This is a genomic window from uncultured Microbacterium sp. (assembly GCF_963524805.1).
Lineage (GTDB): Bacteria > Actinomycetota > Actinomycetes > Actinomycetales > Microbacteriaceae > Microbacterium.
On the sequence record NZ_CAURGG010000001.1, the window covers coordinates 331893 to 353849 of the forward strand.

The following is a 21957-nucleotide window of genomic DNA, read 5'->3' on the forward strand; positions in this document are numbered from 1 at the left end:
TCGTCTCAGCCCGCGGGGAACAACTCGGCGTCGCTCTGCAGATAGTGCCGCTGCAACCAGTCGCCGAACCTCGGCTTCGCCAGGCAGGCCTGGTCGGAATCGCACGAGACCACGGCGTCCTGCGCCGCGTAGATCCGGTACGGCGCGAGCTTGCGGGAGAGCTCCTCACCGGAGACGTTCGCCGGAAGGGATGCCGTCGGATAGCCGATCGCGTACGACACCTGTGCCGGCACCAGCCCGGCCCGCTGCCACGCGGAGCGCGCATACGATCCCGTGGCCGCGTGGTCCGGATGATCGCCCGCTGTCCAGTTGTCGGCTGTGCCGGGGACATGGGTGAGCAGGCGCGTCGCGTGGTACGCCTGGATCGTCTCGGCGAGGGACGCGACGAGGGTCTCGGACGAGATCGCAGGGCGCCCGTCGATCGGCCACATCGCAGGGATCGCGCCGTTCAGCATCTGGGACAGGCTCGTGCCGCCGGTGGCGGCGAAGCCGTCGCCGGTCACGCCGCCGTCGGGCAGCCGCAGGAAGGCGACGGTGATCCTCGGCTCTCCGTCCGGTGACCACTGCGTCAGGACCGCCCCGGACAGCAGCGTCACCGCGGTCGGCGACCACAGTCCCTGCTGTCCGCGCATGCTGTTGTAGGCCCGGAGGATGCCGAGCTCCCGCTTCTCGGAGTAACCGGATCCGCGACCGGCATCGGAGGCCGTGACGAACACCGTCCGGATGCAGTCTCCACCGTCCATCGCCTGCTGAAGCGCCGGGTTGGCGAAGATGAGGTCGTCGTCGTAGTGCGCCCAGATCGACATGGTGACCGACGCAGCGCACGGTGTCTCCGCCGGCGAGACGGGGGGAGCAGCCGGCGCCGAGGGGACGGCGGTGGGCGTGGGGCTCGCCGTGGGGGTGGTGGTCGTCGGGGCGGTCGGCGCGAGGACGGCCGGACTCTCGGCGGGACGGGCAGTCGCCGAGGCGATGCCGGCCGGTTCGATCGCCGAGGCGGTGAACGGCGCGAACTGTCCACTCGCCACCGCGGCGCCGGCAACACCGAACAGGGCGATGACGATGACGCCGATCGCCCACCCGGATGCCGCCCCCGCGCGGCGTGGGCGCCCTGCGGCACGCGCGCGTCGGCGGGTTCGCCTTGCCTGCACGGTCCCTCACCGATTCCCGCGCGCCGCGTCGGCGTGGCGCGCGCACGGTCATCCTGGCACAGGGGCAGCGCGTTCCCGCGATGCCATTCGGGGAATGTCCATCCTGCGGCGACGGTTGCACCCCGCATGACGGATGCCATCAAGATCGACGTGTGGAGCGACATCGCCTGCCCCTGGTGCTACATCGGCAAGCGCAATCTCGAGAACGGGCTGGCCGCGGCATCCGCGGATGACGATTCACCCCAGGTCGAGGTGACCTTCCACTCTTTCGAGCTCTCGCCCGACACCCCGGTCGACTTCGACGGAGGCGAGGCGGAGTACCTCGCGACGCACAAGGGGATCAGCGAAGATCAAGCCGGACAGATGCTCGAGCGCGTCACCGGTGTCGCGGCGGACGCGGGCCTGGAATACCGGTTCGATCTGCTGAAGCACACGAACACGGTGAAGGCGCACGAACTGCTGCACTTCGCCAAGGAGCAGGGCATGCAGACGCAGCTGGCAGAACGGCTGATGTCTGCGTACTTCACCGAGGGACGCCACCTCGGGCAGGAGGACGAGCTGGTCGCGCTCGCCGGCGAAGCGGGCCTGGATCGGGATGCCGCGCGCGACGCTCTGCGAAGCGGCCGCTTCCTCGCCGATGTGCGCGCCGACCAGACACAGGCAGCCGCCTACGGCATCACCGGCGTCCCGTTCTTCGTGATCGACGGGAAGTACGGTGTGTCCGGCGCCCAGCCTGCGGAGGCGTTCTCGCAGATCGTCCGTCAAGTGTGGGCTGAGCACCGCGAAGAGCAGCGCGAACAGGACAGCGACGCGCTCCAGGCTTCCGCCTGAGCGCATCCGTCCGTCAAGAGGGCAGGTTCGCCTCGATCAGCGAGACGATCGCCGCATCGTCCGGCTTCATGCGCGGGCGGAAGCGCTTCACCTCGCCGTTCGGGAGGACGAGGAACTTCTCGAAGTTCCACTCGATGCGACCCGCCTTGCCGTCCGCATCCGGGGCCTTCGTCAGCTCCTGATACAACGGCGCCGCCTTCTTGCCGTTGACCCGGACCTTGTCCATGACGGGGAAGGTGACCCCCCACGTCATCGAGCAGTATTCGAGGATGTCATCCATCTTCGACAGCTCCTGCAGGAACTGGTTGCTCGGAAACGCCAGCACGTCGAAGCCGCGATCGCCGTACGTCTTCTTCAACTTCTCGAGCTGCTCGTACTGCGGTGCCAGGCCGCACCGCGAGGCGACGTTCACGATGAGCAGCACCTTGCCGTCGTAGTCGGCCAGAGAGGCCTGAGCGCCGTCTGCGGTGGTGAAGGGGATCCTGCGGATGTCAACGGCGGTGGCCTCGGTCATACCCACAGGTTAAGCCCGATTCCGAACGCGGGTGCGCGGGTCTGGGAGAATGGACGGGTGACCCCCACCCTCGCTCCCGCGGCCGCGCTGCGGATCGGACCCATCGCGCTGGACGCGCCGGTCGTGCTCGCCCCGATGGCCGGGATCACGAACACCGCGTTCCGGCGCCTGTGCCGCGAATACGGCGCCGGGTTGTACGTCAGCGAGATGATCACGTCCCGCGCTCTCGTCGAGCGCAACGCGACGACGATGCGCTTGATCACCCATCACGAGAGCGAGACTCCGCGCTCGATCCAGCTGTACGGGGTCGACCCGGCAACCGTCGAAGGCGCCGTCCGAGTGCTGGTCGACGAGGACCGGGCCGATCACATCGATCTCAATTTCGGCTGCCCCGTCCCGAAAGTCACCCGCAAGGGCGGCGGGGCGGCGCTCCCGTGGAAGCTGGAGCTGTTCCGCGAGATCGTGACGCGAGCGGCCAGGGCTGCCGGAGACATTCCGCTGACGGTCAAGATGCGCAAGGGCATCGACTCCGACCACCTGACGTACCTCGACGCGGGGCGCATCGCGGAGGACGCCGGGGTGGCGGCGGTGGCACTGCACGCGCGAACCGCAGCGGAGTTCTACAGCGGCCAGGCCGACTGGAGCGCGATCGCCGCTCTCAAGCGCGCCGTCACGAGCGTTCCCGTTCTGGGCAACGGCGACATCTGGTCCGCGGAGGATGCCGTGCGGATGATGGCCGAGACCGGCTGCGACGGCGTCGTGGTCGGACGCGGCTGCCTGGGCCGCCCGTGGCTGTTCGGCGACCTCGCTCGGGCGCTCGGATCGCCGGGTTCCGCCCCGGTCGACCCGGTCGACGCGAACCTCGGGTTCGTGGCCGACGCCTTCCGACGCCACGCAGAACTCCTCGTCGAATTCCTCGACGACGAGGAGCGCGGGTGCCGGGACATCCGCAAGCACGTCGCCTGGTACTTCAAGGGCTACCCCGTCGGCGGCGATACGCGCGCGGCCTTGGCGACGGCATCCACCCTCGACGAGATCGACGCGCTGCTGGCCGTGCTCGACCGCGATGCGCCGTACCCCGGCGCCGCCGCCGAAGGGCAGCGCGGCAGGGCGGGTACGCCGAAGCGTCCCGCGCTTCCGGACGGCTGGCTCGACACGCGGGAACTGGGCGCCGCGGCATCCACCGCCCTGGCCGACGCGGAAACGGACCACAGTGGCGGCTGACGGCGCGATGCGCATCGCGTCCGAGCGCCCCCAGGGGTACGACGAGACGGATGCCGCGCGCTTCTGGGCCGAGCGGCACCGCTCCCAGCGCGACGACTTCGCCCGCGATCGCGCGCGCGTGCTGCACTCGGCGGCGCTGCGGCGACTGGCCGCGAAGACGCAGGTGCTGAGCCCTGCCAGCCCCGCGGATTTCGCACGCAACCGCCTGACGCACTCTCTGGAGGTCGCACAGGTCGGTCGCGAGCTCGCGACGGCGCTGCGGCTCTCGCCGGACGTCGTGGACACGGCGTGCCTGAGCCACGACCTCGGTCACCCACCCTTCGGGCACAACGGCGAGCGGGCGCTCAACGACTGGGCCGAGGGCGTCGGCGGGTTCGAGGGCAACGCGCAGACGCTGCGCATCCTCACCCGTCTCGAGCCGAAGGCGATCGATGAGGACGGCCGCAGCCTCGGGCTGAACCTGACCCGCGCCAGCCTGGACGCGACGTGCAAGTACCCGTGGACCGCCGCCCATCCGCTGCCCGATCCCGGCGGGCGGCTGAAGTTCGGCGTCTACCCCGAAGACGAGGACGTCTTCCGCTGGCTGCGCGAGGGCGCGCCCGGGCGCGTGCGGTGCATCGAGGCGGAGGTGATGGACCTCTCGGATGACATCGCCTATTCGGTGCACGACTTCGAGGATGCGATCGTGAACGGCTACCTCGACCCCGCGCGTCTGGGCGCGGGCTCGGAGCACTCGGCCCTGCTCTCGGCGATCCAGTCGTGGGTGGGATTCGACTTCGCCCGCGATGAGCTCGAAGACGCCCTCTACCGCCTGATGAGGATGCCCGAGTGGATCGGATCGTTCGACGGCACCCGGTCAGCGCATGCGCAGCTGAAGAACCTCACATCCGATCTGATCGGCCGTTTCGCGCGGGCGGCAACGACCGCCACGCGCGAGGCGTACGCCACAGCGGTCCTCACCCGCTACCGCGCCCACGTCGTCGTGCCCCGCGTCGTGGAGGCGGAGATGGCCGTGCTCAAGGGCATCATCGGCGCGGTCGTGGTCTCGATCGAGGGACGCAAGAGCGTCTACCGCGAGCAGCGGCGGGTGCTCAAACGACTCGCGAGCGCCCTGTGGGAGCGGCCTGAGGCGCTGGACGCGATGTACGCGGGAGACTTCGCCGCCGCGGAGACGGATGCCGCACGACGGCGCGTCATCATCGACCAGGTGGCGAGTCTGACCGATCAGCACGCGATCGCCTGGCACGGCCGCTTGATCGGCGATGTGGATGCCGCCTCGCTCGGGGTCTGGGCGCCCGGTGCCCGCCGGCCGGAAAGGGCGAGCTGATGGCGGGGCGGATCCTGCAGGCGGACGTCGACGAGGTGAAGGCGCGCACCAACATCGCCGACATCATCGGTGAGCGCGTGGCCCTGAAGTCCGCGGGGATCGGCGCGATGAAGGGGCTCTGCCCTTTCCACGACGAGCGCAGCCCGAGCTTCAACGTGCGGCCTCAGGCGGGTTTCTACCACTGCTTCGGGTGCAACGAGTCGGGGGACGTCTACTCGTTCCTGCGTGCGATGGACCACGTCTCGTTCACCGAGGCGGTCGAACGGCTGGCCGGACGCATCGGCTACACCCTGCACTACGAGGACGGCGGGGCGGCCCCGGAGACGACCGGGCGTGCCCGCATGTACGCGGCCAACGGCGCCGCCGCCGAGTTCTTCCGCGCACAGCTGCTGACGGCGGAGGCCGACGCTGCGCGGCGCTTCCTCGGCGAACGGGGCTTCGACGCGGGCGCCGCCGCACACTTCGGAGTCGGCTATGCGCCCAAGGGCTGGTCGAACCTGCGCGATGCGCTGCACAAGCAGGGCTTCAGCGATGAGGAGCTCAGCGCGGCCGGCCTGGTCTCACAGGGACAGCGCGGCGTCTACGACCGCTTCCGCGGCCGAGCGATCTGGCCCATCCGCGACGTGACGAGCCAGGTGATCGGCTTCGGCGCCCGCAAGCTCTACGAGGACGACCAGGGTCCGAAGTACCTGAACACCCCCGAGACGCCGGTGTACCGCAAGTCGCAGGTGCTCTACGGACTGGATCTCGCCAAGCGGGACATCTCCCGCGACCACCGGGTGGTGGTCGTGGAGGGCTACACCGATGTGATGGCCTGCCACCTCGCCGGCATCACGACCGCGATCGCGAGCTGCGGCACCGCGTTCGGCACCGACCACATCACGGTGCTCCGCCGCGTGATGGGCGACGACTCGGCGTCGGGCGAAGTCGTCTTCACCTTCGATCCCGACGCAGCCGGGCAGAAGGCGGCGCTGCGCGCGTTCGGTGAGGAGAAGCGCTTCGCCGCGCAGACGTACGTGGCGGTCGCACCGGGCGGTCTGGACCCGTGCGATCTGCGCCTGCAGCGCGGCGACGGCGCCGTGCGGGCTCTGATGGACACCAAGGTGCCCATGTTCGAGTTCGTGATCGACCAGAGACTGGCCGGATTCGCCCTGTCCACGGTGGAGGGCCGTGCCGGCGCCCTGCGCGCCGCCGCGCCGATCGTCGCGGAGATCCGGGATCCGTCTCTGCGACCGGGCTACATCCGGGTGCTCGCCCGACGCCTGGGCCTGGATCTGGGCGAGGTCCGCGCGGCCGTCGAACGAGCAGCTCGCGGCCCGGCCGGGCGACCGCCCGAGCAATCGCGACCGTCGTCCGCCGCGTCCGAGGACGACGGACAGGACAGCGCGGTGCGTGTCACGATCGCCTCGCTTCCCCGTACGGCCGACGTGGCGCTCGAGCGCGACGCGCTGATGGGTCTGCTGCAGTTCGGCCATCGCCTCGACCCGGCGCTGCTGCAGAAGTCGGTCGCTCTGCCGTTCCAGCACCCCGCCCTGGAGGCGGTGCGCGCCGCCATCGCCGCCGCGCCCGACGTCAACCGTCCCGGATGGGCGGCCGACGCGGTCTCGGCGGTGAGGGAGCCCTATCGCTCGCTCGCGGCCGAGCTTCTGACCGCCGATTTTCCGGCGCTCACGGATGAGGCCGCGACCGTCTCGGCGACCTCGCTCGCGCGTCGTCTCGTCGTGCGCGCGGTCGATCGGCAGAAGGTGGAACTGCTGAGCGCGATCCAGCGAGTAGCTCCTGATTCGGAGGAGGGCCGCGCGATCCGGATGCGCCTTCGCGAACTGGACGCCGAGCGCCAGCGACTCGCCGCGGAGTGAGCGCATGAGCACCCCGGCGCGCGCTGGCGCCCGGGCCCGCTGCAGGGCAGGATGAGGACATGCCCCGCCGTCGAGACGCTGATGTCGCGATCCGTTCCACCGACCTGTCCATCGCGCGTGCGACGCGGGGTGGACCCGACCTGCGGGTGATCGACGGGGTGTCCTTCGATCTGCCGCACGCCGGCACTCTGGCGGTCATGGGCCCGACCGGCTCGGGCAAGTCGAGCCTGCTGGCGGTCCTGGCGGGGGCCGACGAGCCCGGCCTGGGCGTGGTGGGCGGCAGTGCACACGTCGAGGGGATCGCGGTTCGTCATCCCGGCCGCGCCCATCGCACGCTGACCTACCTCACCGGCTACGTCTCGCAGTCCGCCGGCGCCCGGCTGCCCGCCCGTCTCACCGTCGCCGACGTGATCGGGGAACCGATCACGAGCCGCGACCGGCGCGTGAATCAGCGCGCGCTCGCCGTCCGGGTGGCGACCCTGCTGGACGAGCTCATGCTGCCGCTGGGCGCATCGGCGAAGTACCCCTATGAGCTGAGCGCCGGGATGCGCCAGCGCGTCGTCCTGGCCAGGGCGCTCGTCCTGCAGCCTCGCGTGCTCATCGCAGACGAGCCGTTCTCCAACATGGACATCGAGGTTCGCCGCGCGGCCCGCGATGCCATCCTCCGGCGGCGCGAGGACTACGGGATGTCGGCCGTGCTCGCGACCAACGAGGCCGAGGTCGTGCGCGATCTTTCGGCCGATGTGCTGGTTCTGCGCAGCGGTCACGCGATCGCATACGGCCACGGGACGGCCGACCTGCTGTGGACTCCGAGCGCCGAGGCCGACCGCGGACTGATGGCCTCCTGAGGTCACGAGCACGGCGAACGATTTGCTAAGCTATTCGGGTTGCCTGCTCCGGCGGGCATTTTCCTCGGTAGCTCAATTGGCAGAGCAATCGGCTGTTAACCGATAGGTTCTTGGTTCGAGTCCAAGCCGGGGAGCGAACGGCCCTGGACTCCACTCCGGGGCCGTTCTTCATGCGGCAGGGGAGTGTGCCCTCAGGCGTCGATGTCGTCGACGCCCGGCATCCACGACGCCCCTGGTCTGCCCCAGCCGCGTTTGCGGGCGATCTTCTGCACCGTCTTCCAGTCGCCGTCGTCCAGCCGGTCGACGTACAGCACTCCGTCGAGGTGGTCGAACTCGTGCTGCAGGATGCGGGCACGCCATCCGTCGACCTCGACGCGTACCGGGGCACCGTCCAGGTCGACGCCGGTCACGACCGCCCGGTCGGATCGCCGCAAGGCGAAGCGTTCGCCGGGAAAGGACAGGCAGCCCTCCGACTCCTCATCGGGGTCCGGGTCGCCGGGCTCGAGCGGGATCATCCACAGCTGAGGATTGATGAGGACACCTCGCCACGGCGATCCGTCATCGTCGGGGTAGCTGAACGTGAAGATGCGCAGCGGCACACCCACCTGCGGTGCGGCGAGGCCGACGCCGGGAGCGGCATCCATCGTCTCGAACATGTCCGAAACCAGCCGGCGGACATCGTCCGTGATCTCGTCCACGACAGCGGCGGGTGCGTGCAGCACCGGGTCACCCATGATGCGAATCGGCAGAACGGCCACGCCTTCAGCCTATCGAGAGGCCCGTGCGGTTAGTGTCGAACAGTGCTGTGGCTGAGCGGAGAGATCGACAACATCCAGGACGTCGGCGACGTCCTGGTCGGTGTCTTCGAGAACCCGAAGCTGCTGATCGGCATCCCGCTCGCCCTGCTCGGCGCGGTGTTCATGTCCTTCGGCGCCCAGTACCAGCACCGGGGAGTCACGAAGGTCGAGCGGCTGTCCGGAGGCGCGTCCTCCGGCGGGCTCACACTCGCACAACTGGGCCGCCTTCTCACGCGGCCTTCCTGGGTCGTCGGCTCACTCATGCTCGGCCTCGCGATCATCTGTCAGCTGGGTGCTCTGGCCGTCGCACCGCTCATCGTCGTGCAGCCCCTCGGCGCCATCGCGCTCGTGATCACGACCCTCTTGAATGCGCGCATCAGCGGCCATCGCCCCACCAAGAAGTCCATCCGGGCCATCGTCGAATGCGTCGGCGGGATCTTCATCTTCGTGACGATCGCCGCGTTGGTCGCGACCGACGAGCCGGTCTCCACGCGTCAGCTCATCACGATCCTCATCATCCTGGCGGTGGTCACGGTGGTCTTCGGCGCTCTGTGGCTCTGGCTGCGCAAGCGGATGACCGCGCTGTTCTACATCATCGGCGCCGGCGTCATGTACGGGTTCGTGGCGACGCTGGCGAAGGTCGTCATCAGCCGCATCCAGAGCGGCGACTTCGAGTGGCTCACCTTCGTCTGTCTCGTCGCACTGCTTCTGGCTGCCGCCGTCGGCGCGTATTTCGTGCAGACGGCGTACTCCTCGGGACCGCCGGACCTCGTGATCGCCGGGCTGACGGTCATCGACCCCATCGTCGCGATCGTGATCGGCTTGACGGTGCTCGGTGAGGCGGCCAACGCGCCGCTCTGGGCGTACATCGGCTTCGCCATCGCGGGAGTGATCGCCGTCATCGGAGTGTGGGATCTCGCGCGCAACCATCCGCAGATCGTGAGCGACAGCCGGGAGCTTCCGATCGCCCGCGGCAGTGAGCCGGTCGACCCGAGTGCACCGAAGACGAATTCGACCCGCATCACCGAGGCCGTCTCGAAGGTCTGGCCCGAACCGCCCATCCGCGACGAGGACCTGCGCAGCGGCCGCTGACGGTCACCGCCCGACGTCGATCACGATCCGTCCGTCGCGAAGGCGTCCCGAACCGTCAGGCGACGGCGCGGGAGCGGGCATCTCCACCTGCGCTTCCCAGTCAGCGCGCGCCTCGTCGGCCGAGGGTCGCCAGACCACATCGAATCCCGCGCCGATTCCGCTGAGCGAGCCGCCGCCGCCGTCCAGCTGCCGACGCAGATTGTCCCGTTTCAGACGCGGGGCGAGGCACACGCCGACGACGGCGAGAGCGACGAGAGCTGTCGCAACGAGCCAGGCGAGCGGATCCACATCGGCATTCTGCCACGCACCGGATGAGCGTTCCCGGTTGGGTAGGCTCGTTCGTCGAGGGGCGGTGGCCAAGCTGGTCAAGGCAGCGGGCTCATAACCCGACGATCGTGGGTTCAAGTCCCACCCGCCCCACGCATCGAAGGGTCGCCCGAAGGGTGGCCCTTCGATGCGTGCGACAAGTGCAGCGCGTGAACCGTAGGCGGGCCCACGCCTCCAGAGGCTCCGCCCGCCGCGAAGCGGCGAGTGGAGAGGCGGTGGGGACAAGTCCCACCCGCCCCACGCATCGAAGGGTCGCCCGAAGGGTGGCCCTTCTGTGCGTGCGAAGACCTTCTACTTCATGGCGTCGCCGATGTACGAGTACTTGACGAAGACCTCCGCGGCGAACCCGGCCTCCTCCAGCACGTCCTGCACGGCGGTGAGCATGTAGCGGGAGTCCCAGCCCATGTAGAGGAAATGCGCTTCGTCGAGCGCATCCCACTGTCCGTTCCACGACTGGGCGGGATACACCGGCCCCCCGCGTCGATCGTTGAAGGCGAGCAGCGCCGGTCGGGCGTCGGTCCACATGCGCCGGAAGATGCGATTGAACAGCGCCTTGACGTCGTGGACCTCCCAGTGCTCACCGCGGTACTCGACGTAGGAGAACTCGCGCTGCCAGCCCGGCGGCCATCCGCGCCGACGCCGTGCATCCAGGATCGGCGTGAGGCCGTCGTCGTCGATCTGCGAGTCGCCCGGGCGCGGCCACACGCGGACGAATTCGGCCGTCAGGGCTGCGGTCCGATCCACGATCGCCGCGGTGTCCCAGGCGGGGAACTCGGTCAGGGCCGAGGTCATCGACACGCGGCTCTGCCCGTAGAGGACCCGCTTCTGCGCGAAGGACTGGTCCCACGCGCGCTCGGCGAGGGGCTGTTCGACCAGTGTGAGGTTGCCGAGCGTCTGTGCCAGCGCACGGTGGCTGTTCTGCTCATCCTCGGTGTACTGCGCCCACGCCCGGACGCCGTCACCGCTCCAGGCGTCTCCGGGTGCCGTGGGGAAGATGTGGTCTACGTCGAGTTCGTCCGCAGGATCCGCTCCGGCAAGGCGGCCCAGCACCTGGCGCGGGTGGGGGAGCTCGCCGTACTTCAGGGCCACACGGACCCGTTCATCTGATGGCGTGATGCGGCCCAGCGCGAGGCGCAGCTCGTCCGTGCCTTCCTCGCGTGCCCGGCAGAGGCGAGCCACGAGACTCTCCGTGGGCGTGCCCACGACAGTGCGTCGCAGCAGCAGCGACTGCACGTCAGCGATCGTGGCCAGGAACTGCCGGAAGTCGATCGCACCGCGCGTGTGGTCGCGGTACACCCGCATCATGAGCGGATGGACCGCTCCGCCGAAGAGATTGAGGAAGGCGAGTTCGCGTGCGGCCACGAGGTCGTCCGCATGCGCGGGGTCCAGCAGCACGCGGTAGATCTCCGAGTACTCCTTCCACTCGGCCGCATAGGCGCGAAGGTCGTCGGGCTCGAGTCGCGGGAACTCCGATCGGAACGCCTCGTACACCCCCCGGCCGCCCGTCACGGCGACCTCGCGCCCGGTGCGCATCACCAGGTAGTGCCGCCAGAACCTCTGGATCGCTTCACCGGTGTTCTGCTCGATCGGAACCCAGAACGACTGCTCGATCTCGCTCTGCTCCGCATGGCTGAGTCCCATGAGGACGTAGTTGTGGATCAGTTCGTGATCTCTGAGCGGTTCGCCGGTGGAGTTCAGGCTCTCGAAGATCTGCTGGGCGTTCGCCCCGGCCCCGAGCGTGATCGACACATGTTCGAGCTTCTGCAGCCCCGCCCAGATCTGCGGCGCTTCGGAACGGGAGATCTGGCTTCGGAAGAAGGCGTAGTTGTCATCGAACCGCGACTCGCGAAGGCCCTCGACAGAGGACAGGCGGTCAAGGACGACGCTCTCGAAGACGTCCGCCCAGCCCCGGTGGGGCCGCAGCTTGGTGCGCGTGCGATCGCCCCTGCGCACCAGGACGCGCTCGAGCTCGGCCGCGAGGGCCGGGTCGTCGCTTCTGACGGTGTGGTGCAGCGCTGCGACCAGCAGCATGAGCGTCGTGAGCCGTTGCTGGCCGTCGATGAGAACCAGCTCGGTCCCCTCGCCGCGGCCGCTGACGGAGGACAGGATCGACCCGAGGAAGTGCATGTGACGGTGATCGGAGTCCGCGACGGCGCGCACGTCCGAGAGCAGCTGCTCGCAGGCTCCGATGTCCCACCGGTACTGCCGTTGATAGACGGGTACGACCACAGTGAGATCGCCCGAGAGCCAGGACATCGTGTTGACGGCCGTGGCATCGACGTTCGTCGCATCGCGTCGGTCGGCGGTCATCCCTCTAGCTTATGCAGGTACCGACCGCTCGCTTCTTCACCGCGGCGGAGCCCGGGAACCCCCGAGGGCCCGCGGGTAGGCTTGCCTTCGTCGAGCCTGTTAAAACGTGCTGGCTCCCTACGAAAGGCTGATCCACCTCATGGGTTACATCAAGTCCGCCGCTCTCGAAGAGACCGGCTACGTCGTCCTCGACCGCTACAACCAGGAGCTCGATCCCCAGGAGTGGCTGGATATCGAATACAACGACTGGAAGTCCTCCGGCGACACCAGATTCGCCCCGCTCGCCAGCGCCTTCGGCGAGATCGAGTGCAACGGCTTCTGGAACCACAAGCCGCCGCGCACCGACAAGGACGGGGTCTGGATCGACTCCCAGGTCGAGAAGGCTCCGAACCTCACGCGGCGCGCGATGGAGCCCGGTGCGAACGTCGGTCGCTGCCGCGTGATCGAGCTGCAGCCGACGCCCTACGGCGAGTGCCTCTACAACCTGCATCAGGACGACAACAACCGCCTCAACCCGGACGGCACCGGCTGGGTGGTCCGGGGATTCTTCAATCTGACGGATGATCAGGACAGCTTCTTCGTCCTCCGCGAGAACCGCACCGATCCCGCCGGCGAGGTGCGCATCGCCCTCCCCGCCGGGGCGCAGCTGATCATCGACACGCAGCGGCTCTGGCACGCGGCCACGCACGTGGGGGAGGCGCCGCGCTACTGCCTGATCACGTCGTGGACCTCGGGCCCGGAGCTGGATGCCTACATCGAGAAGTACAACGGCGTGAACCACGTCGAGAGCGTCGACGTTGCGCAGGAGGTCCTCGACGCCGGATATGCCGAGCAGGCGCGGAGGGATGCCGCGCGCGCCGCCTACTACGCCGCCAAGGGCCAGGTCGAAGTGCAGGCGATGAGCGAGGCCTGATCCGACCGCAGACGCCACGCGAAGAGGGCCCGGCCACGTCCGCCGGGTCCTCTTCGCCTGCCCGCCGGAGACACACCGAATCACACGCTTGTCATTCGGCGGTCGGGTGGGCGATAATGAGTCGCACAATCGCATAGCCGCCATGGCGCTCCGGTTCAGGTCGTTGGGGAAGACGCACCTGACGAAACGGAAGAGATCATGGCTTCAGCACACGCGCGTGGAGTGATCTTCATTCACTCCGCGCCACGAGCATTGTGCCCACACCTCGAGTGGGCGGTGGGTCGCGCCCTCGGTCACGCGGTCAGCTTCGACTGGACGGAGCAGCCGGTGCTCTCCGGCAGCCGGCGCGCCGAGTTCTACTGGGAGGGGCCCGCGGGCACGGGCGCCGCTCTGGCGACGGCGATCCGCGGCTGGGAGCACCTGCGCTTCGAGGTGACGGAGGATCCGTCCCCGCGCAGCGACGGCGGTCGGTGGCTGCACACGCCCGGCCTCGGCATCCACTACGCGCAGACGGACACCGCCGGCAATGTCGTGGTCGGGGAGGACCGCATCCGCTACGCGATGGAGCTCGCCGCCGGAGACCCCGTCGAACTGCACCATGAGCTGCAGGTCGCCCTCGGTGCCGCATGGGACGAAGAGCTCGAGCCGTTCCGGCACGCCAGTGACGACGCATCCGTGGTGTGGCTCCATAAAGTCGGATGAGGCGAAGCCGGATGACGCGTCGCCGGACTGCGCTGTCAGCCCCGCACAACTCCACAGACTCAGGCGCCTCGAGGCGCGACTAACGGCAGTCGGAGACACCAAGGTCCCGGATGTCGAGAAACCGTTTCATCGCCTGACACGACAGACGCCCCGCGGTGGCTTCCCGCGGGGCGTCTTCGTCGTCTCTGCCGGCGTCAGGCGGTGGCGAAGGCGACGACCGCGTTGTGGCCGCCGAACCCGAACGAGTTGCTGATCGCCAGCTGCGGCCCATCGCCGAGCGGGATGGGGTCGCCCGAGATCCGCAGCGGGATGTCGGGATCCTGCGTGGTGAGGTTGATCGTGGGGGGTGCTTGACCGTCGCGCAGCGCGAGGATGGTGAAGATCGCCTCCAGCGCCCCGGTGCCCCCCAGCAGGTGCCCGGTCGAGCCCTTCGTCGCCGAGACGGGGATCTCGTGCACCCGGTCTCCGAACACGCTCAGCAGCGCCCGGTACTCGGCGATGTCGCCGGTCGGGGTGGACGTGGCGTGCGCATTGATGTGGGTGACGTCCTCGACCGAGGCGCCCGCCGCCTCGAGTGCCATCCGCACCGCACGGGACGCGCCGAGGCCTTCGGGCTCAGGAGCGGTGATGTGGTACGAATCCGCGGTCACTCCGCCACCGACCACCGCGGCGTAGATCTTGGCGCCCCGAGCACGGGCGTGCTCCTCGGTCTCCAGAACGAGGGCCGCAGCGCCCTCTCCCATGACGAAGCCGTCGCGATCGACGCTGTAGGGCCGTGAGGCGTGCGAGGGATCGTCGTTGCGCTTGGAGAGTGCCTGCATGGAGGCGAACGACGCGATCGTGATCGGGTGGATCGCCGATTCCGTGCCGCCCGCGATGACGACGTCCGCCAACCCCAGACGCAAATGCTCCAAGGCGTTGACGATCGATTCGGTGCTGGACGCACAGGCCGATGCGACGGTGCGCGCGTACGCTCGCGCCCCCAGGTGCATCGAGACGGCCGCGGCGGCGGCATTGGGCATGAGCATCGGAACCGTCATCGGCATGACTCGCCGGGGGCCCTTCTCACGCAGCGTGTCCCACGCGTCCAGCAGCGTCCAGACCCCGCCGATGCCTGTCGCGAAGTCGACCCCGAACCGCTCGGGCTCGACGTCGGGCGCCCCGGCATCGGCCCAGGCTTCACGCGCGGCGACGAGGGCGAACTGCGACGCCGGGTCCAGGCGCTTGGCCTCCGGCCGCTCGAGCACCGTTTCAGGCCTGACGAGCGCTTCGGCGGCGAAGGTCACCGGCAGCTCGTACTGCGCAACCCATTCGTGCTCGAGGGAGCGGGCACCCGAGGTGCCTGCGAGCAGGGCGGTCCAGCTCTCGGCTGCGGTCCCGCCGATGGGGGATGACGCGCCGATGCCGGTGACGACGATGCGGGAGTTGCTCATGTGTTCGAAAGATCCTCGTGAGTGTGCCGGTGGGGGCCGCAGCCCCCACCGGAGGGCAGGGGCACGCTCGCCCCCACCGGAAGGGAGGCGCTCAGGCCTGGTTCGACGTGATGAAGGTGACGGCGTCGCCGACCGTCTTGAGGTTCTTGACCTCGTCGTCGGGGATGGTGACGCCGAACTTCTCCTCGGCATTGACGACGATCGTCATCATCGAGATCGAGTCGATGTCGAGGTCGTCCGTGAACGACTTCTCGAGCGCGACCTCGTCGGCCGAGATCCCCGTCTCGTCGGTGATGAGCTCGGCGAGTCCCGCGAGGACCTCGTCGTTGCTGAATGCCATGGTTTCTCCTGTTCTTCGGGGTGGCCCCGTCGGGGCCCTGATCAGTCTAGAGTCGGGGTTCGCGGCGTCAGGGAAGCACGACGACCTGCGCGCCGAACACAAGGCCCGCCCCGAAGCCGATCTGCAGGGCCAGCCCGCCGCTCAGTTCGGGGTGCTCTTCGAGCAGCCGGTGCGTCGCAAGCGGAATGGATGCCGCCGACGTGTTGCCGGTCGTCTCGATGTCGCGGCCGATCACCACCGTGTCGGGGAGCTTCAGCTGCTTGGCGAACTCGTCGATGATGCGCATGTTCGCCTGGTGCGGCACGAACGCCGCGAGGTCCGACGCCTCGACCCCCGCCGCCTCCAGCGCCTGGCGCGCGACCTTGACCATCTCCCACACCGCCCAGCGGAAGACCGTGGGTCCTTCCTGTCGGAGGGTCGGCCAGGGGACCTCTCCGTCGCGGAACTGGGTCAGCGTGCCGTTCATGCCGACGGCCTCGGCCTTCGACCCGTCCGAGCCCCAGATGGTCGGCCCGATGCCGGGCGTGTCGCTCGGGCCGATGACGACGGCCCCGGCGCCGTCGCCGAGCAGGAACGAGATGCTGCGGTCGGTGGGATCCACGATGTCGCTGAGCTTCTCCGCGCCCACCACGACGACGTAGTGAGCCGCGCCGGCCCGGATGAGCGCATCAGCCTGCGCGACGCCGTACGCGAAGCCGGCGCAGGCGGCGTTCAGGTCGAACGCAGCCGCGGGGTTCGATCCGATACGGTCGGCCACGATCGCAGCCACCGAGGGAGTCTGCTTGGGGTTGCTCACCGTCGCGATGATCACGGCGTCGACCTGCTGGGGCAGCACACCCGACTTCGCGATCGCCTCCGCTGCGGCATCCGTCGCCAGATCGATCGCGGTCGTGCCGGTCAGAGCGCGCGTGCGGGTGATGATGCCGGTGCGCTGCCGGATCCACTCGTCGCTGGAGTCGATCGGGCCGATCAGGTCGTCGTTCGGGACGGAGACCTCTCCGCGAGCCGCCCCATAGGCGTAGATGCGCGTGTGTGCCGGCCCGGTGGGCTGGATGAGGGTACGAGCCATGCGGGGATCTCCGGTCATGCAGCGACGCCGCTCAGAAGGGCCTGAGCGGCGGAGAGGTCATCGGGGGATTTGACGGCGACGCTGGGGACTCCGCGCAGGGCGCGCTTGGCCAGGCCCGTCAGGGTGCCGGCGGGGGAGAGCTCGACGATGCCGCTCACGCCCGCTGCCGCGAAGGATGCCATGCACAGATCCCAGCGCACCGGCGAGGCCACCTGGTCGACCAGCTGATCCATGAACTGCGCACCCGACTCGACGCTCGCACCGTCGCGGTTCGACCAGATCGGAACCGCCGGGTCGGAAGCGGACACCGTCGACGCCGCGTGACGCAGCACCTCGACGGCGGAGCGCATGTAGCGGGTGTGGAATGCTCCGGCCACCTGCAGGGGGATCACCCGGCTGCCCGCGGGCGGCTGAGCCGAAAGCGCCTGAAGCGCCGGCAGCGACCCTGCGGCGACGATCTGGCCGCCGCCGTTGTAGTTCGCCGGGGTGAGATCGAGCTCCTCCAACCGCGCGAGGACGACTGCCTCGTCTCCGCCGATAACGGCACTCATGCCCGTCGGCTCGGCAGCGGCGGCCTCGGACATCGCACGCCCGCGGATGCCGACGAGCCGCAGCGCGTCCTCGTCGGTGATGATGCCCGCCGCCGCTGCGGCGGCGACCTCCCCGACAGAGTGTCCTGCGACGCCGCCGACGGCGCTGCGGTCCGGGAGCGCGTTCCACGACAAGAGGCTGGCGGCGACGATGAGCGGCTGGGCCACCTGGGTGTCGCGGATGCGGTCGGCGTCCCACTCGGTGCCGGCGGCCATCAGATCCACCCCGGCCCACTCTGAGTAGGCCGCCAGACGCTCCGGCGCACCGTCGATCTCGAGCCACGGGGTCAGGAAGCCGGGGGTCTGCGAACCCTGCCCGGGGAAGACGGCGATCATCACCGTTCCATCCTGTCAAGGATCAGGCGCGAGCCTCTGGCGATCTCGTCACAAGAATCGGCGAATGCTTTGTGCGCGCCGCACACACTCACGCGGGGCTGCGTCGCAGTGACGGCACCCGACGGCGTGTCGAGTCGGTGCCGATCGAACCGAGGATGAGCGCCGTCTGCAGGATGAGCGCTTCCCTCGGGCCGGTCGCATCCCAGCCGATGACGTCCGATACGCGTTTGAGGCGATAGCGGACGGTGTTGGGGTGGACGAAGAGCTCCCGCGCGGTCGCTTCGAGTGAGCGGCCGTTGTCGAGGTAGCTCCACAGCGTGGTGACCAGGTCGGCGCTGTGCGACTGCAGCGGGCGGTAGATGCGCTCCACGAGCGTCTGCTTGGCCAGCGGGTCGCCCGCCAGGGCGCGCTCGGGCAGCAGGTCGTCCGCCTCGACGGGCCGAGGGGCGTTGCGCCAGGCGCGCGCCACGGCGAAGCCGGCCAGCGATGCCCGGGCGCTCTGACTGGCGTCCACGAGGGCAGGAACCGCGGGGCCGAGCACGAGGAACCCCGGTCCGAAACCCGGTTCGAGGCGGTTCGCGATCTCGGGGAACGGCAGTTCGGGCTCGTCATCCGGACGCCCGGGCAGCTCGGCGCGCCCGAGCACCAGCACGAGCCGCGAACCCTGCACGCCGATGAGCACATCGACGCCGAGCTTGCGGGCGCTGCGACGCAGCTGGTCGACGTCGAACTGCGGCGGAGTCGTGCCCACGAGCACCGCCACCTCACCGTGGCCGTGCCATCCGAGGGCGGCGATCCTGCTCGGCAGCTCTTCGTCGGCCTCGCCCGTGAGGATCGAGTCGACCACGAGGGCCTCCAGCCGGGCATCCCACAGTCCGCGCGCCTCAGCCGCCCGGGCGTAGACATCGGCGGCGGCGAAGGCCACGTCGCGGGAGTACAGCAGGATGCCCTCGCGCAGGTCGTCGCCTTTGCCCACGAGGCGCTCCTCCGTGACCTCGACGGTGACGCGGATGAGCTGGAGCGTCTGCGTGAGACTCACGCTGCGCAGCAGCTCACGCGGGGCCGCGGCGAAGATGTCCGCGGCGATCCACGGTGTCGAGGTCGGGTCGTCGTACCACTGGATGAAGGAGGAGATACCGGCCTGCGCGACCAGCCCGACCGCCGACCGACGTGCGGGCGGCATCTCGGCGTACCACGGGAGGGTGTCCTCGAGGCGCTTGATCGTCGCGCTCGCCAGATCTCCCGAGATCCGCCGCAGCCATGCGAGGGTCTCGGTCTTGTCCATCTGCGAGGGGTGGGACGCCATCTGTGGGGTCAGCTCTCGCCGCCCGCGTTGCCGCTCGTACCCGCGGTCACATCGTGCAGACGGTACTTCTCGATCGCCTGTGCCGCGAGCGAGCGGTCGACCGCTCCCTCCTCGGCGAGTGCCTGCAGCGTGCGGACCACCATCGACGGGCCGTCGATCTTGAAGAACCGCCGAGCCGCCGCGCGCGTGTCCGAGAAGCCGAAACCGTCCGCGCCGAGCGACGCGAAGCGCTGCGGAACCCACTGACGGATCTGGTCCTGCACGGCGTGCATGTAATCGCTCACCGCGATGACCGGACCCTGGGCGTCCTTCAGCTTGTCCGTGACGTACGGCGTCCTGGGCTCCTGGTCGGGGTGCAGGAAGTTGTGCTCGTCGGCGGCGAGTCCATCACGGCGCAGTTCGGTCCACGACGTGACCGACCACACGTCGGCGCTCACGCCCCAGTCCTCGCGGAGCAGCTTCTGCGCCTCGAGCGCCCACGGCACACCGACGCCCGAGGCGAGCAGCTGGGCGCGCGGCCCGTCGCCCGAATCGGCGGAGATGTGATGGATGCCGCGCACGATGCCGTCGACGTCCACACCGGCCGGCTCCGCGGGCTGCACGAGCGGCTCGTTGTACACCGTCAGGTAGTACATGACGTTGGGATCCGGGTGCGTGCCGCCGTACATGCGGTCAAGGCCCGCCCGCACGATGTGCGCGATCTCGTAGCCGAAGGCCGGGTCGTACGACACCGTCGCCGGGTTGGTCGAGGCCAGCAGGTGGGAGTGTCCGTCCGCGTGCTGCAGCCCCTCTCCGGTGAGCGTGGTGCGTCCGGCGGTGGCGCCGATGATGAAGCCGCGTGCCATCTGGTCGCCGGCGGCCCACTGCGCGTCGCCCGTGCGCTGGAAGCCGAACATCGAGTAGAAGATGTAGACCGGGATGAGCGGCTCGCCGTGCGTCGCGTACGACGTGCCGACGCCCGTGAAGGCGGCGAGGGCACCCGCCTCGTTGATGCCCACGTGCAGGATCTGGCCCTGGGGGCTCTCCTTGTACGCCAGCAGCAGTTCGCGGTCGACGGACGTGTAGTGCTGACCGTTCGGGTTGTAGATCTTCGCCGTCGGGAAGAAGGCGTCCATTCCGAAAGTGCGCGCCTCGTCGGGGATGATCGGCACGATGCGGTGCCCGAAGCCCTTCGACCGCAGCAGATCCTTCAGGAGTCGGACGAACGCCATGGTGGTGGCGATCTCCTGCGTTCCGGAGCCCTTCTTGGGCTGCGAGTAGGCGGAGTCGTCGGGCAGCTCGAGCCCGACGTGGGTTGAGCGGCGCTCGGGCAGGAAGCCGCCGAGTGCGCGGCGGCGCTCCATCAGGTACTGGATGGTCTCGTCCTGCTGACCCGGGTTGTAGTACGGCGGTAGGTACGGGTTCTGTTCGAGCTGAGCGTCGGAGATCGGAACGTGCATCTCATCGCGGAAGTGCTTGAGGTCCTCGAGCGTCATCTTCTTCATCTGGTGCGTCGCGTTGCGCCCCTCGAAGTGCTTGCCGAGCCCGTAGCCCTTGATCGTCTTGGCGATGATCACGGTCGGCTGACCCTTGTGCTCGACAGCCGCCTTGTACGCCGCGTAGACCTTGCGGTAGTCGTGGCCGCCGCGCTTGAGGCTCCAGATCTGGTCGTCGCTGTAATCCTTGACCAGGGCGCGGGTGCGCTCGTCGCGACCGAAGAAGTTCTCGCGCACATACGCGCCGTCCTCGGTCTTGTACGTCTGGTAGTCGCCGTCCGGAGTGACGTTCATGAGGTTCAGCAGGGCGCCGTCCGTGTCGCGCGAGAGCAGTTCGTCCCACTCGCGGCCCCACACCACCTTGATCACGTTCCAGCCGGCGCCGCGGAAGAAGCTCTCCAGCTCCTGGATGATCTTGCCGTTGCCGCGCACCGGGCCGTCCAGGCGCTGCAGGTTGGCGTTGACGACGAAGGTCAGGTTGTCCAGGCCCTCGTTCGCAGCGACCTGCAGCTGACCGCGGCTCTCCACCTCGTCCATCTCGCCGTCGCCCAGGAACGCCCAGACGTGCGCGTCCGAGACGTCCTTGATCCCACGGTTGGTCAGGTACTTGTTCGTCATCGCCTGGTAGATGGCGTTGATCGGGCCGAGCCCCATCGAGACCGTCGGAAACTGCCAGAAGTCCGGCATCAGCCGCGGATGCGGGTAGGAGGGGATGCCGTTCGGCGCGGCGGACTTCTCCTGGCGGAAGCCGTCGAGCTGGTCTTCGCTGAGGCGACCCTCCAGGAAGGCTCGGGCGTAGGTGCCGGGGGAGGCGTGCCCCTGGATGAAGATCTGGTCTCCGCCCGAGGGGTGATCGGCGCCGCGGAAGAAGTGGTTGAACCCCACTTCGTACAGGGACGCGGACGAGGCATACGTCGAGATGTGGCCGCCGACACCGATTCCCGGACGCTGCGCGCGGTGCACGGTGACCGCGGCGTTCCAGCGGATCCACGCGCGGTAGCGGCGCTCGATCTCCTCGTCGCCGGGGAAGTCCGGCTCGTTCTCGGGAGCGATGGTGTTGATGTAATCGGTGGTCGGCACCATCGGCACGCCGAGGTGAAGATCCTTCGAGCGCTTGAGCAGGCTCAGCATGATCTCGCGGCCGCGGCCGTGGCCCTTCGCGGCGACGAGCTGCTCGAGCGACTCCTGCCACTCCGCCGTCTCGTCGGGATCGCTGTCAAGGGGGCCCTGGGAGTACGGATCCTGGTCGTGGACAGTCACGGAAGACCTTTCGTCGTCTGGCAGATCGTGCCAGGTAATCGCCTGTGATGCGGCGCAGGCTTTGTTCGGCATGCACAACGCACCAGCATCCAGCCTAGCGAGTCCCTGCCCGCGCGACGCCGCTGCGGTGCGTTCTAGACTGAGGCCGAGGGCCTTTAGCTCAGCTGGTAGAGCGCCACGTTTACACCGTGGATGTCGTCGGTTCGATCCCGGCAGGGCCCACGCATCCGCGTCGGGGGGCCCGGGGTAGGTTGGA

General features: G+C 69.1%; 19 protein-coding genes and 3 tRNA genes. 11 read left to right on the forward strand and 11 right to left on the reverse strand.

Features of this window, described 5'->3' with window-relative positions; all coding sequences use genetic code 11:
- Nucleotides 1–5: 5 nt before the first annotated feature.
- A complete protein-coding gene (locus tag RWQ91_RS01635; protein ID WP_314502179.1) occupies nucleotides 6–1148 on the reverse strand; it encodes a PIG-L family deacetylase in 1143 nt (380 codons plus the stop codon).
- A 126-nt stretch (nucleotides 1149–1274) separates the two neighbouring features.
- On the opposite strand from RWQ91_RS01635, the gene RWQ91_RS01640 reads away from it, so the two are divergent.
- Nucleotides 1275–1979, forward strand: a complete 705-nt coding sequence (locus tag RWQ91_RS01640) for a DsbA family oxidoreductase (protein WP_314502181.1) — start codon at nucleotides 1275–1277, stop codon at nucleotides 1977–1979.
- Between the two features lie 13 nt (nucleotides 1980–1992).
- Here RWQ91_RS01640 and RWQ91_RS01645 read toward each other — a convergent pair whose 3' ends face one another.
- Nucleotides 1993–2493: a glutathione peroxidase gene (locus tag RWQ91_RS01645; RefSeq protein ID WP_314502183.1), complete on the reverse strand. Its 501-nt coding sequence runs from the start codon at nucleotides 2491–2493 to the stop codon at nucleotides 1993–1995.
- Nucleotides 2494–2550: 57 nt separating this feature from the next.
- Here RWQ91_RS01645 and dusB point away from each other — a divergent pair, with 57 nt between their 5' ends.
- From dusB to RWQ91_RS01670, 5 genes are all read left to right on the forward strand, one after another.
- Nucleotides 2551–3717, forward strand: a complete 1167-nt coding sequence (gene dusB, locus RWQ91_RS01650; RefSeq protein ID WP_314502185.1) for a tRNA dihydrouridine synthase DusB — start codon at nucleotides 2551–2553, stop codon at nucleotides 3715–3717.
- Nucleotides 3718–3724: 7 nt separating this feature from the next.
- Nucleotides 3725–5044, forward strand: a complete 1320-nt coding sequence (locus RWQ91_RS01655) for a deoxyguanosinetriphosphate triphosphohydrolase (protein WP_399545845.1) — start codon at nucleotides 3725–3727, stop codon at nucleotides 5042–5044.
- Nucleotides 5044–6903 carry a DNA primase gene (gene dnaG / locus RWQ91_RS01660; RefSeq protein ID WP_314502189.1) on the forward strand — a complete coding sequence of 620 codons (1860 nt, stop codon included), beginning with the start codon at nucleotides 5044–5046 and terminating at the stop codon, nucleotides 6901–6903. Before RWQ91_RS01655 ends, dnaG begins: the two co-directional genes overlap by 1 nt.
- 59 nt (nucleotides 6904–6962) lie before the next feature.
- On the forward strand, nucleotides 6963–7751 hold the full coding sequence (locus RWQ91_RS01665; RefSeq protein ID WP_314502191.1) for an ATP-binding cassette domain-containing protein: 789 nt from the start codon (nucleotides 6963–6965) through the stop codon (nucleotides 7749–7751).
- A 61-nt stretch (nucleotides 7752–7812) separates the two neighbouring features.
- Nucleotides 7813–7885, forward strand: a tRNA-Asn gene (locus RWQ91_RS01670).
- Between the two features lie 57 nt (nucleotides 7886–7942).
- Here the strand turns inward: RWQ91_RS01670 and def are convergent.
- Nucleotides 7943–8509 (reverse strand): peptide deformylase, encoded by a 567-nt coding sequence (def, locus tag RWQ91_RS01675; RefSeq protein WP_314502193.1) that lies wholly within the window; start codon nucleotides 8507–8509, stop codon nucleotides 7943–7945.
- 45 nt (nucleotides 8510–8554) lie between these two features.
- On the opposite strand from def, the gene RWQ91_RS01680 reads away from it, so the two are divergent.
- Nucleotides 8555–9640 (forward strand): DMT family transporter, encoded by a 1086-nt coding sequence (locus RWQ91_RS01680; protein ID WP_399545847.1) that lies wholly within the window; start codon nucleotides 8555–8557, stop codon nucleotides 9638–9640.
- A gap of 3 nt (nucleotides 9641–9643) precedes the next feature.
- On the opposite strand, the gene RWQ91_RS01685 is transcribed toward RWQ91_RS01680, so the two are convergent.
- Nucleotides 9644–9928, reverse strand: coding sequence for a hypothetical protein (locus RWQ91_RS01685; RefSeq protein WP_314502195.1), 285 nt, complete (start codon nucleotides 9926–9928; stop codon nucleotides 9644–9646).
- A 58-nt stretch (nucleotides 9929–9986) separates the two neighbouring features.
- Between RWQ91_RS01685 and RWQ91_RS01690 the strand changes: the two genes are divergently transcribed.
- A tRNA-Ile gene (locus RWQ91_RS01690) sits at nucleotides 9987–10060 on the forward strand.
- Between the two features lie 198 nt (nucleotides 10061–10258).
- Here the strand turns inward: RWQ91_RS01690 and RWQ91_RS01695 are convergent.
- Nucleotides 10259–12277 carry a DUF262 domain-containing protein gene (locus RWQ91_RS01695; RefSeq protein WP_314502196.1) on the reverse strand — a complete coding sequence of 673 codons (2019 nt, stop codon included), beginning with the start codon at nucleotides 12275–12277 and terminating at the stop codon, nucleotides 10259–10261.
- A gap of 139 nt (nucleotides 12278–12416) precedes the next feature.
- Between RWQ91_RS01695 and RWQ91_RS01700 the strand changes: the two genes are divergently transcribed.
- Nucleotides 12417–13190 carry a hypothetical protein gene (locus RWQ91_RS01700; RefSeq protein WP_314502902.1) on the forward strand — a complete coding sequence of 258 codons (774 nt, stop codon included), beginning with the start codon at nucleotides 12417–12419 and terminating at the stop codon, nucleotides 13188–13190.
- Nucleotides 13191–13388: 198 nt separating this feature from the next.
- The gene (locus RWQ91_RS01705) at nucleotides 13389–13892 is read left to right on the forward strand and encodes a DUF3145 domain-containing protein (protein ID WP_314502198.1); all 504 of its coding nucleotides are present in this window, start codon (nucleotides 13389–13391) and stop codon (nucleotides 13890–13892) included.
- A 194-nt stretch (nucleotides 13893–14086) separates the two neighbouring features.
- On the opposite strand, the gene RWQ91_RS01710 is transcribed toward RWQ91_RS01705, so the two are convergent.
- The 6 genes from RWQ91_RS01710 to aceE all read right to left on the reverse strand — a co-directional run bounded on the left by RWQ91_RS01710 (nucleotide 14087) and on the right by aceE (nucleotide 21701).
- Entirely contained in the window at nucleotides 14087–15325 is a 1239-nt protein-coding gene (locus RWQ91_RS01710; RefSeq protein WP_314502199.1) for a beta-ketoacyl-[acyl-carrier-protein] synthase family protein, read from the reverse strand.
- A gap of 91 nt (nucleotides 15326–15416) precedes the next feature.
- Nucleotides 15417–15665, reverse strand: coding sequence for an acyl carrier protein (locus tag RWQ91_RS01715; protein WP_091706648.1), 249 nt, complete (start codon nucleotides 15663–15665; stop codon nucleotides 15417–15419).
- Between the two features lie 67 nt (nucleotides 15666–15732).
- Nucleotides 15733–16734: a beta-ketoacyl-ACP synthase III gene (locus tag RWQ91_RS01720; RefSeq protein ID WP_314502203.1), complete on the reverse strand. Its 1002-nt coding sequence runs from the start codon at nucleotides 16732–16734 to the stop codon at nucleotides 15733–15735.
- Nucleotides 16735–16748: 14 nt separating this feature from the next.
- Nucleotides 16749–17663, reverse strand: a complete 915-nt coding sequence (locus RWQ91_RS01725; protein WP_314502205.1) for an ACP S-malonyltransferase — start codon at nucleotides 17661–17663, stop codon at nucleotides 16749–16751.
- Between the two features lie 85 nt (nucleotides 17664–17748).
- On the reverse strand, nucleotides 17749–18945 hold the full coding sequence (locus RWQ91_RS01730) for a helix-turn-helix domain-containing protein (RefSeq protein WP_314502207.1): 1197 nt from the start codon (nucleotides 18943–18945) through the stop codon (nucleotides 17749–17751).
- Between the two features lie 29 nt (nucleotides 18946–18974).
- Complete coding sequence (gene aceE, locus RWQ91_RS01735; RefSeq protein WP_314502209.1) at nucleotides 18975–21701, reverse strand: pyruvate dehydrogenase (acetyl-transferring), homodimeric type; 2727 nt, start codon at nucleotides 21699–21701, stop codon at nucleotides 18975–18977.
- Nucleotides 21702–21850: 149 nt separating this feature from the next.
- On the opposite strand from aceE, the gene RWQ91_RS01740 reads away from it, so the two are divergent.
- Nucleotides 21851–21923, forward strand: a tRNA-Val gene (locus RWQ91_RS01740).
- The last annotated feature ends 34 nt before the right edge of the window (nucleotides 21924–21957 follow it).

Excerpts from the sequence above, each read along its gene's own strand:
- RWQ91_RS01640 (WP_314502181.1), top strand. The coding sequence starts at position 1,275 with ATGACGGATGCCATCAAGATCGACGTGTGGAGCGACATCGCCTGCCCC.
- RWQ91_RS01645 (WP_314502183.1), bottom strand. The coding sequence starts at position 2,493 with ATGACCGAGGCCACCGCCGTTGACATCCGCAGGATCCCCTTCACCACC.
- RWQ91_RS01655 (WP_399545845.1), top strand. The coding sequence starts at position 3,725 with ATGCGCATCGCGTCCGAGCGCCCCCAGGGGTACGACGAGACGGATGCC.
- dnaG (WP_314502189.1), top strand. The coding sequence starts at position 5,044 with ATGGCGGGGCGGATCCTGCAGGCGGACGTCGACGAGGTGAAGGCGCGC.
- RWQ91_RS01665 (WP_314502191.1), top strand. The coding sequence starts at position 6,963 with ATGCCCCGCCGTCGAGACGCTGATGTCGCGATCCGTTCCACCGACCTG.
- RWQ91_RS01695 (WP_314502196.1), bottom strand. The coding sequence starts at position 12,277 with ATGACCGCCGACCGACGCGATGCGACGAACGTCGATGCCACGGCCGTC.
- RWQ91_RS01700 (WP_314502902.1), top strand. The coding sequence starts at position 12,417 with ATGGGTTACATCAAGTCCGCCGCTCTCGAAGAGACCGGCTACGTCGTC.
- RWQ91_RS01705 (WP_314502198.1), top strand. The coding sequence starts at position 13,389 with ATGGCTTCAGCACACGCGCGTGGAGTGATCTTCATTCACTCCGCGCCA.
- RWQ91_RS01710 (WP_314502199.1), bottom strand. The coding sequence starts at position 15,325 with ATGAGCAACTCCCGCATCGTCGTCACCGGCATCGGCGCGTCATCCCCC.
- RWQ91_RS01715 (WP_091706648.1), bottom strand. The coding sequence starts at position 15,665 with ATGGCATTCAGCAACGACGAGGTCCTCGCGGGACTCGCCGAGCTCATC.
- RWQ91_RS01720 (WP_314502203.1), bottom strand. The coding sequence starts at position 16,734 with ATGGCTCGTACCCTCATCCAGCCCACCGGGCCGGCACACACGCGCATC.
- RWQ91_RS01730 (WP_314502207.1), bottom strand. The coding sequence starts at position 18,945 with ATGGACAAGACCGAGACCCTCGCATGGCTGCGGCGGATCTCGGGAGAT.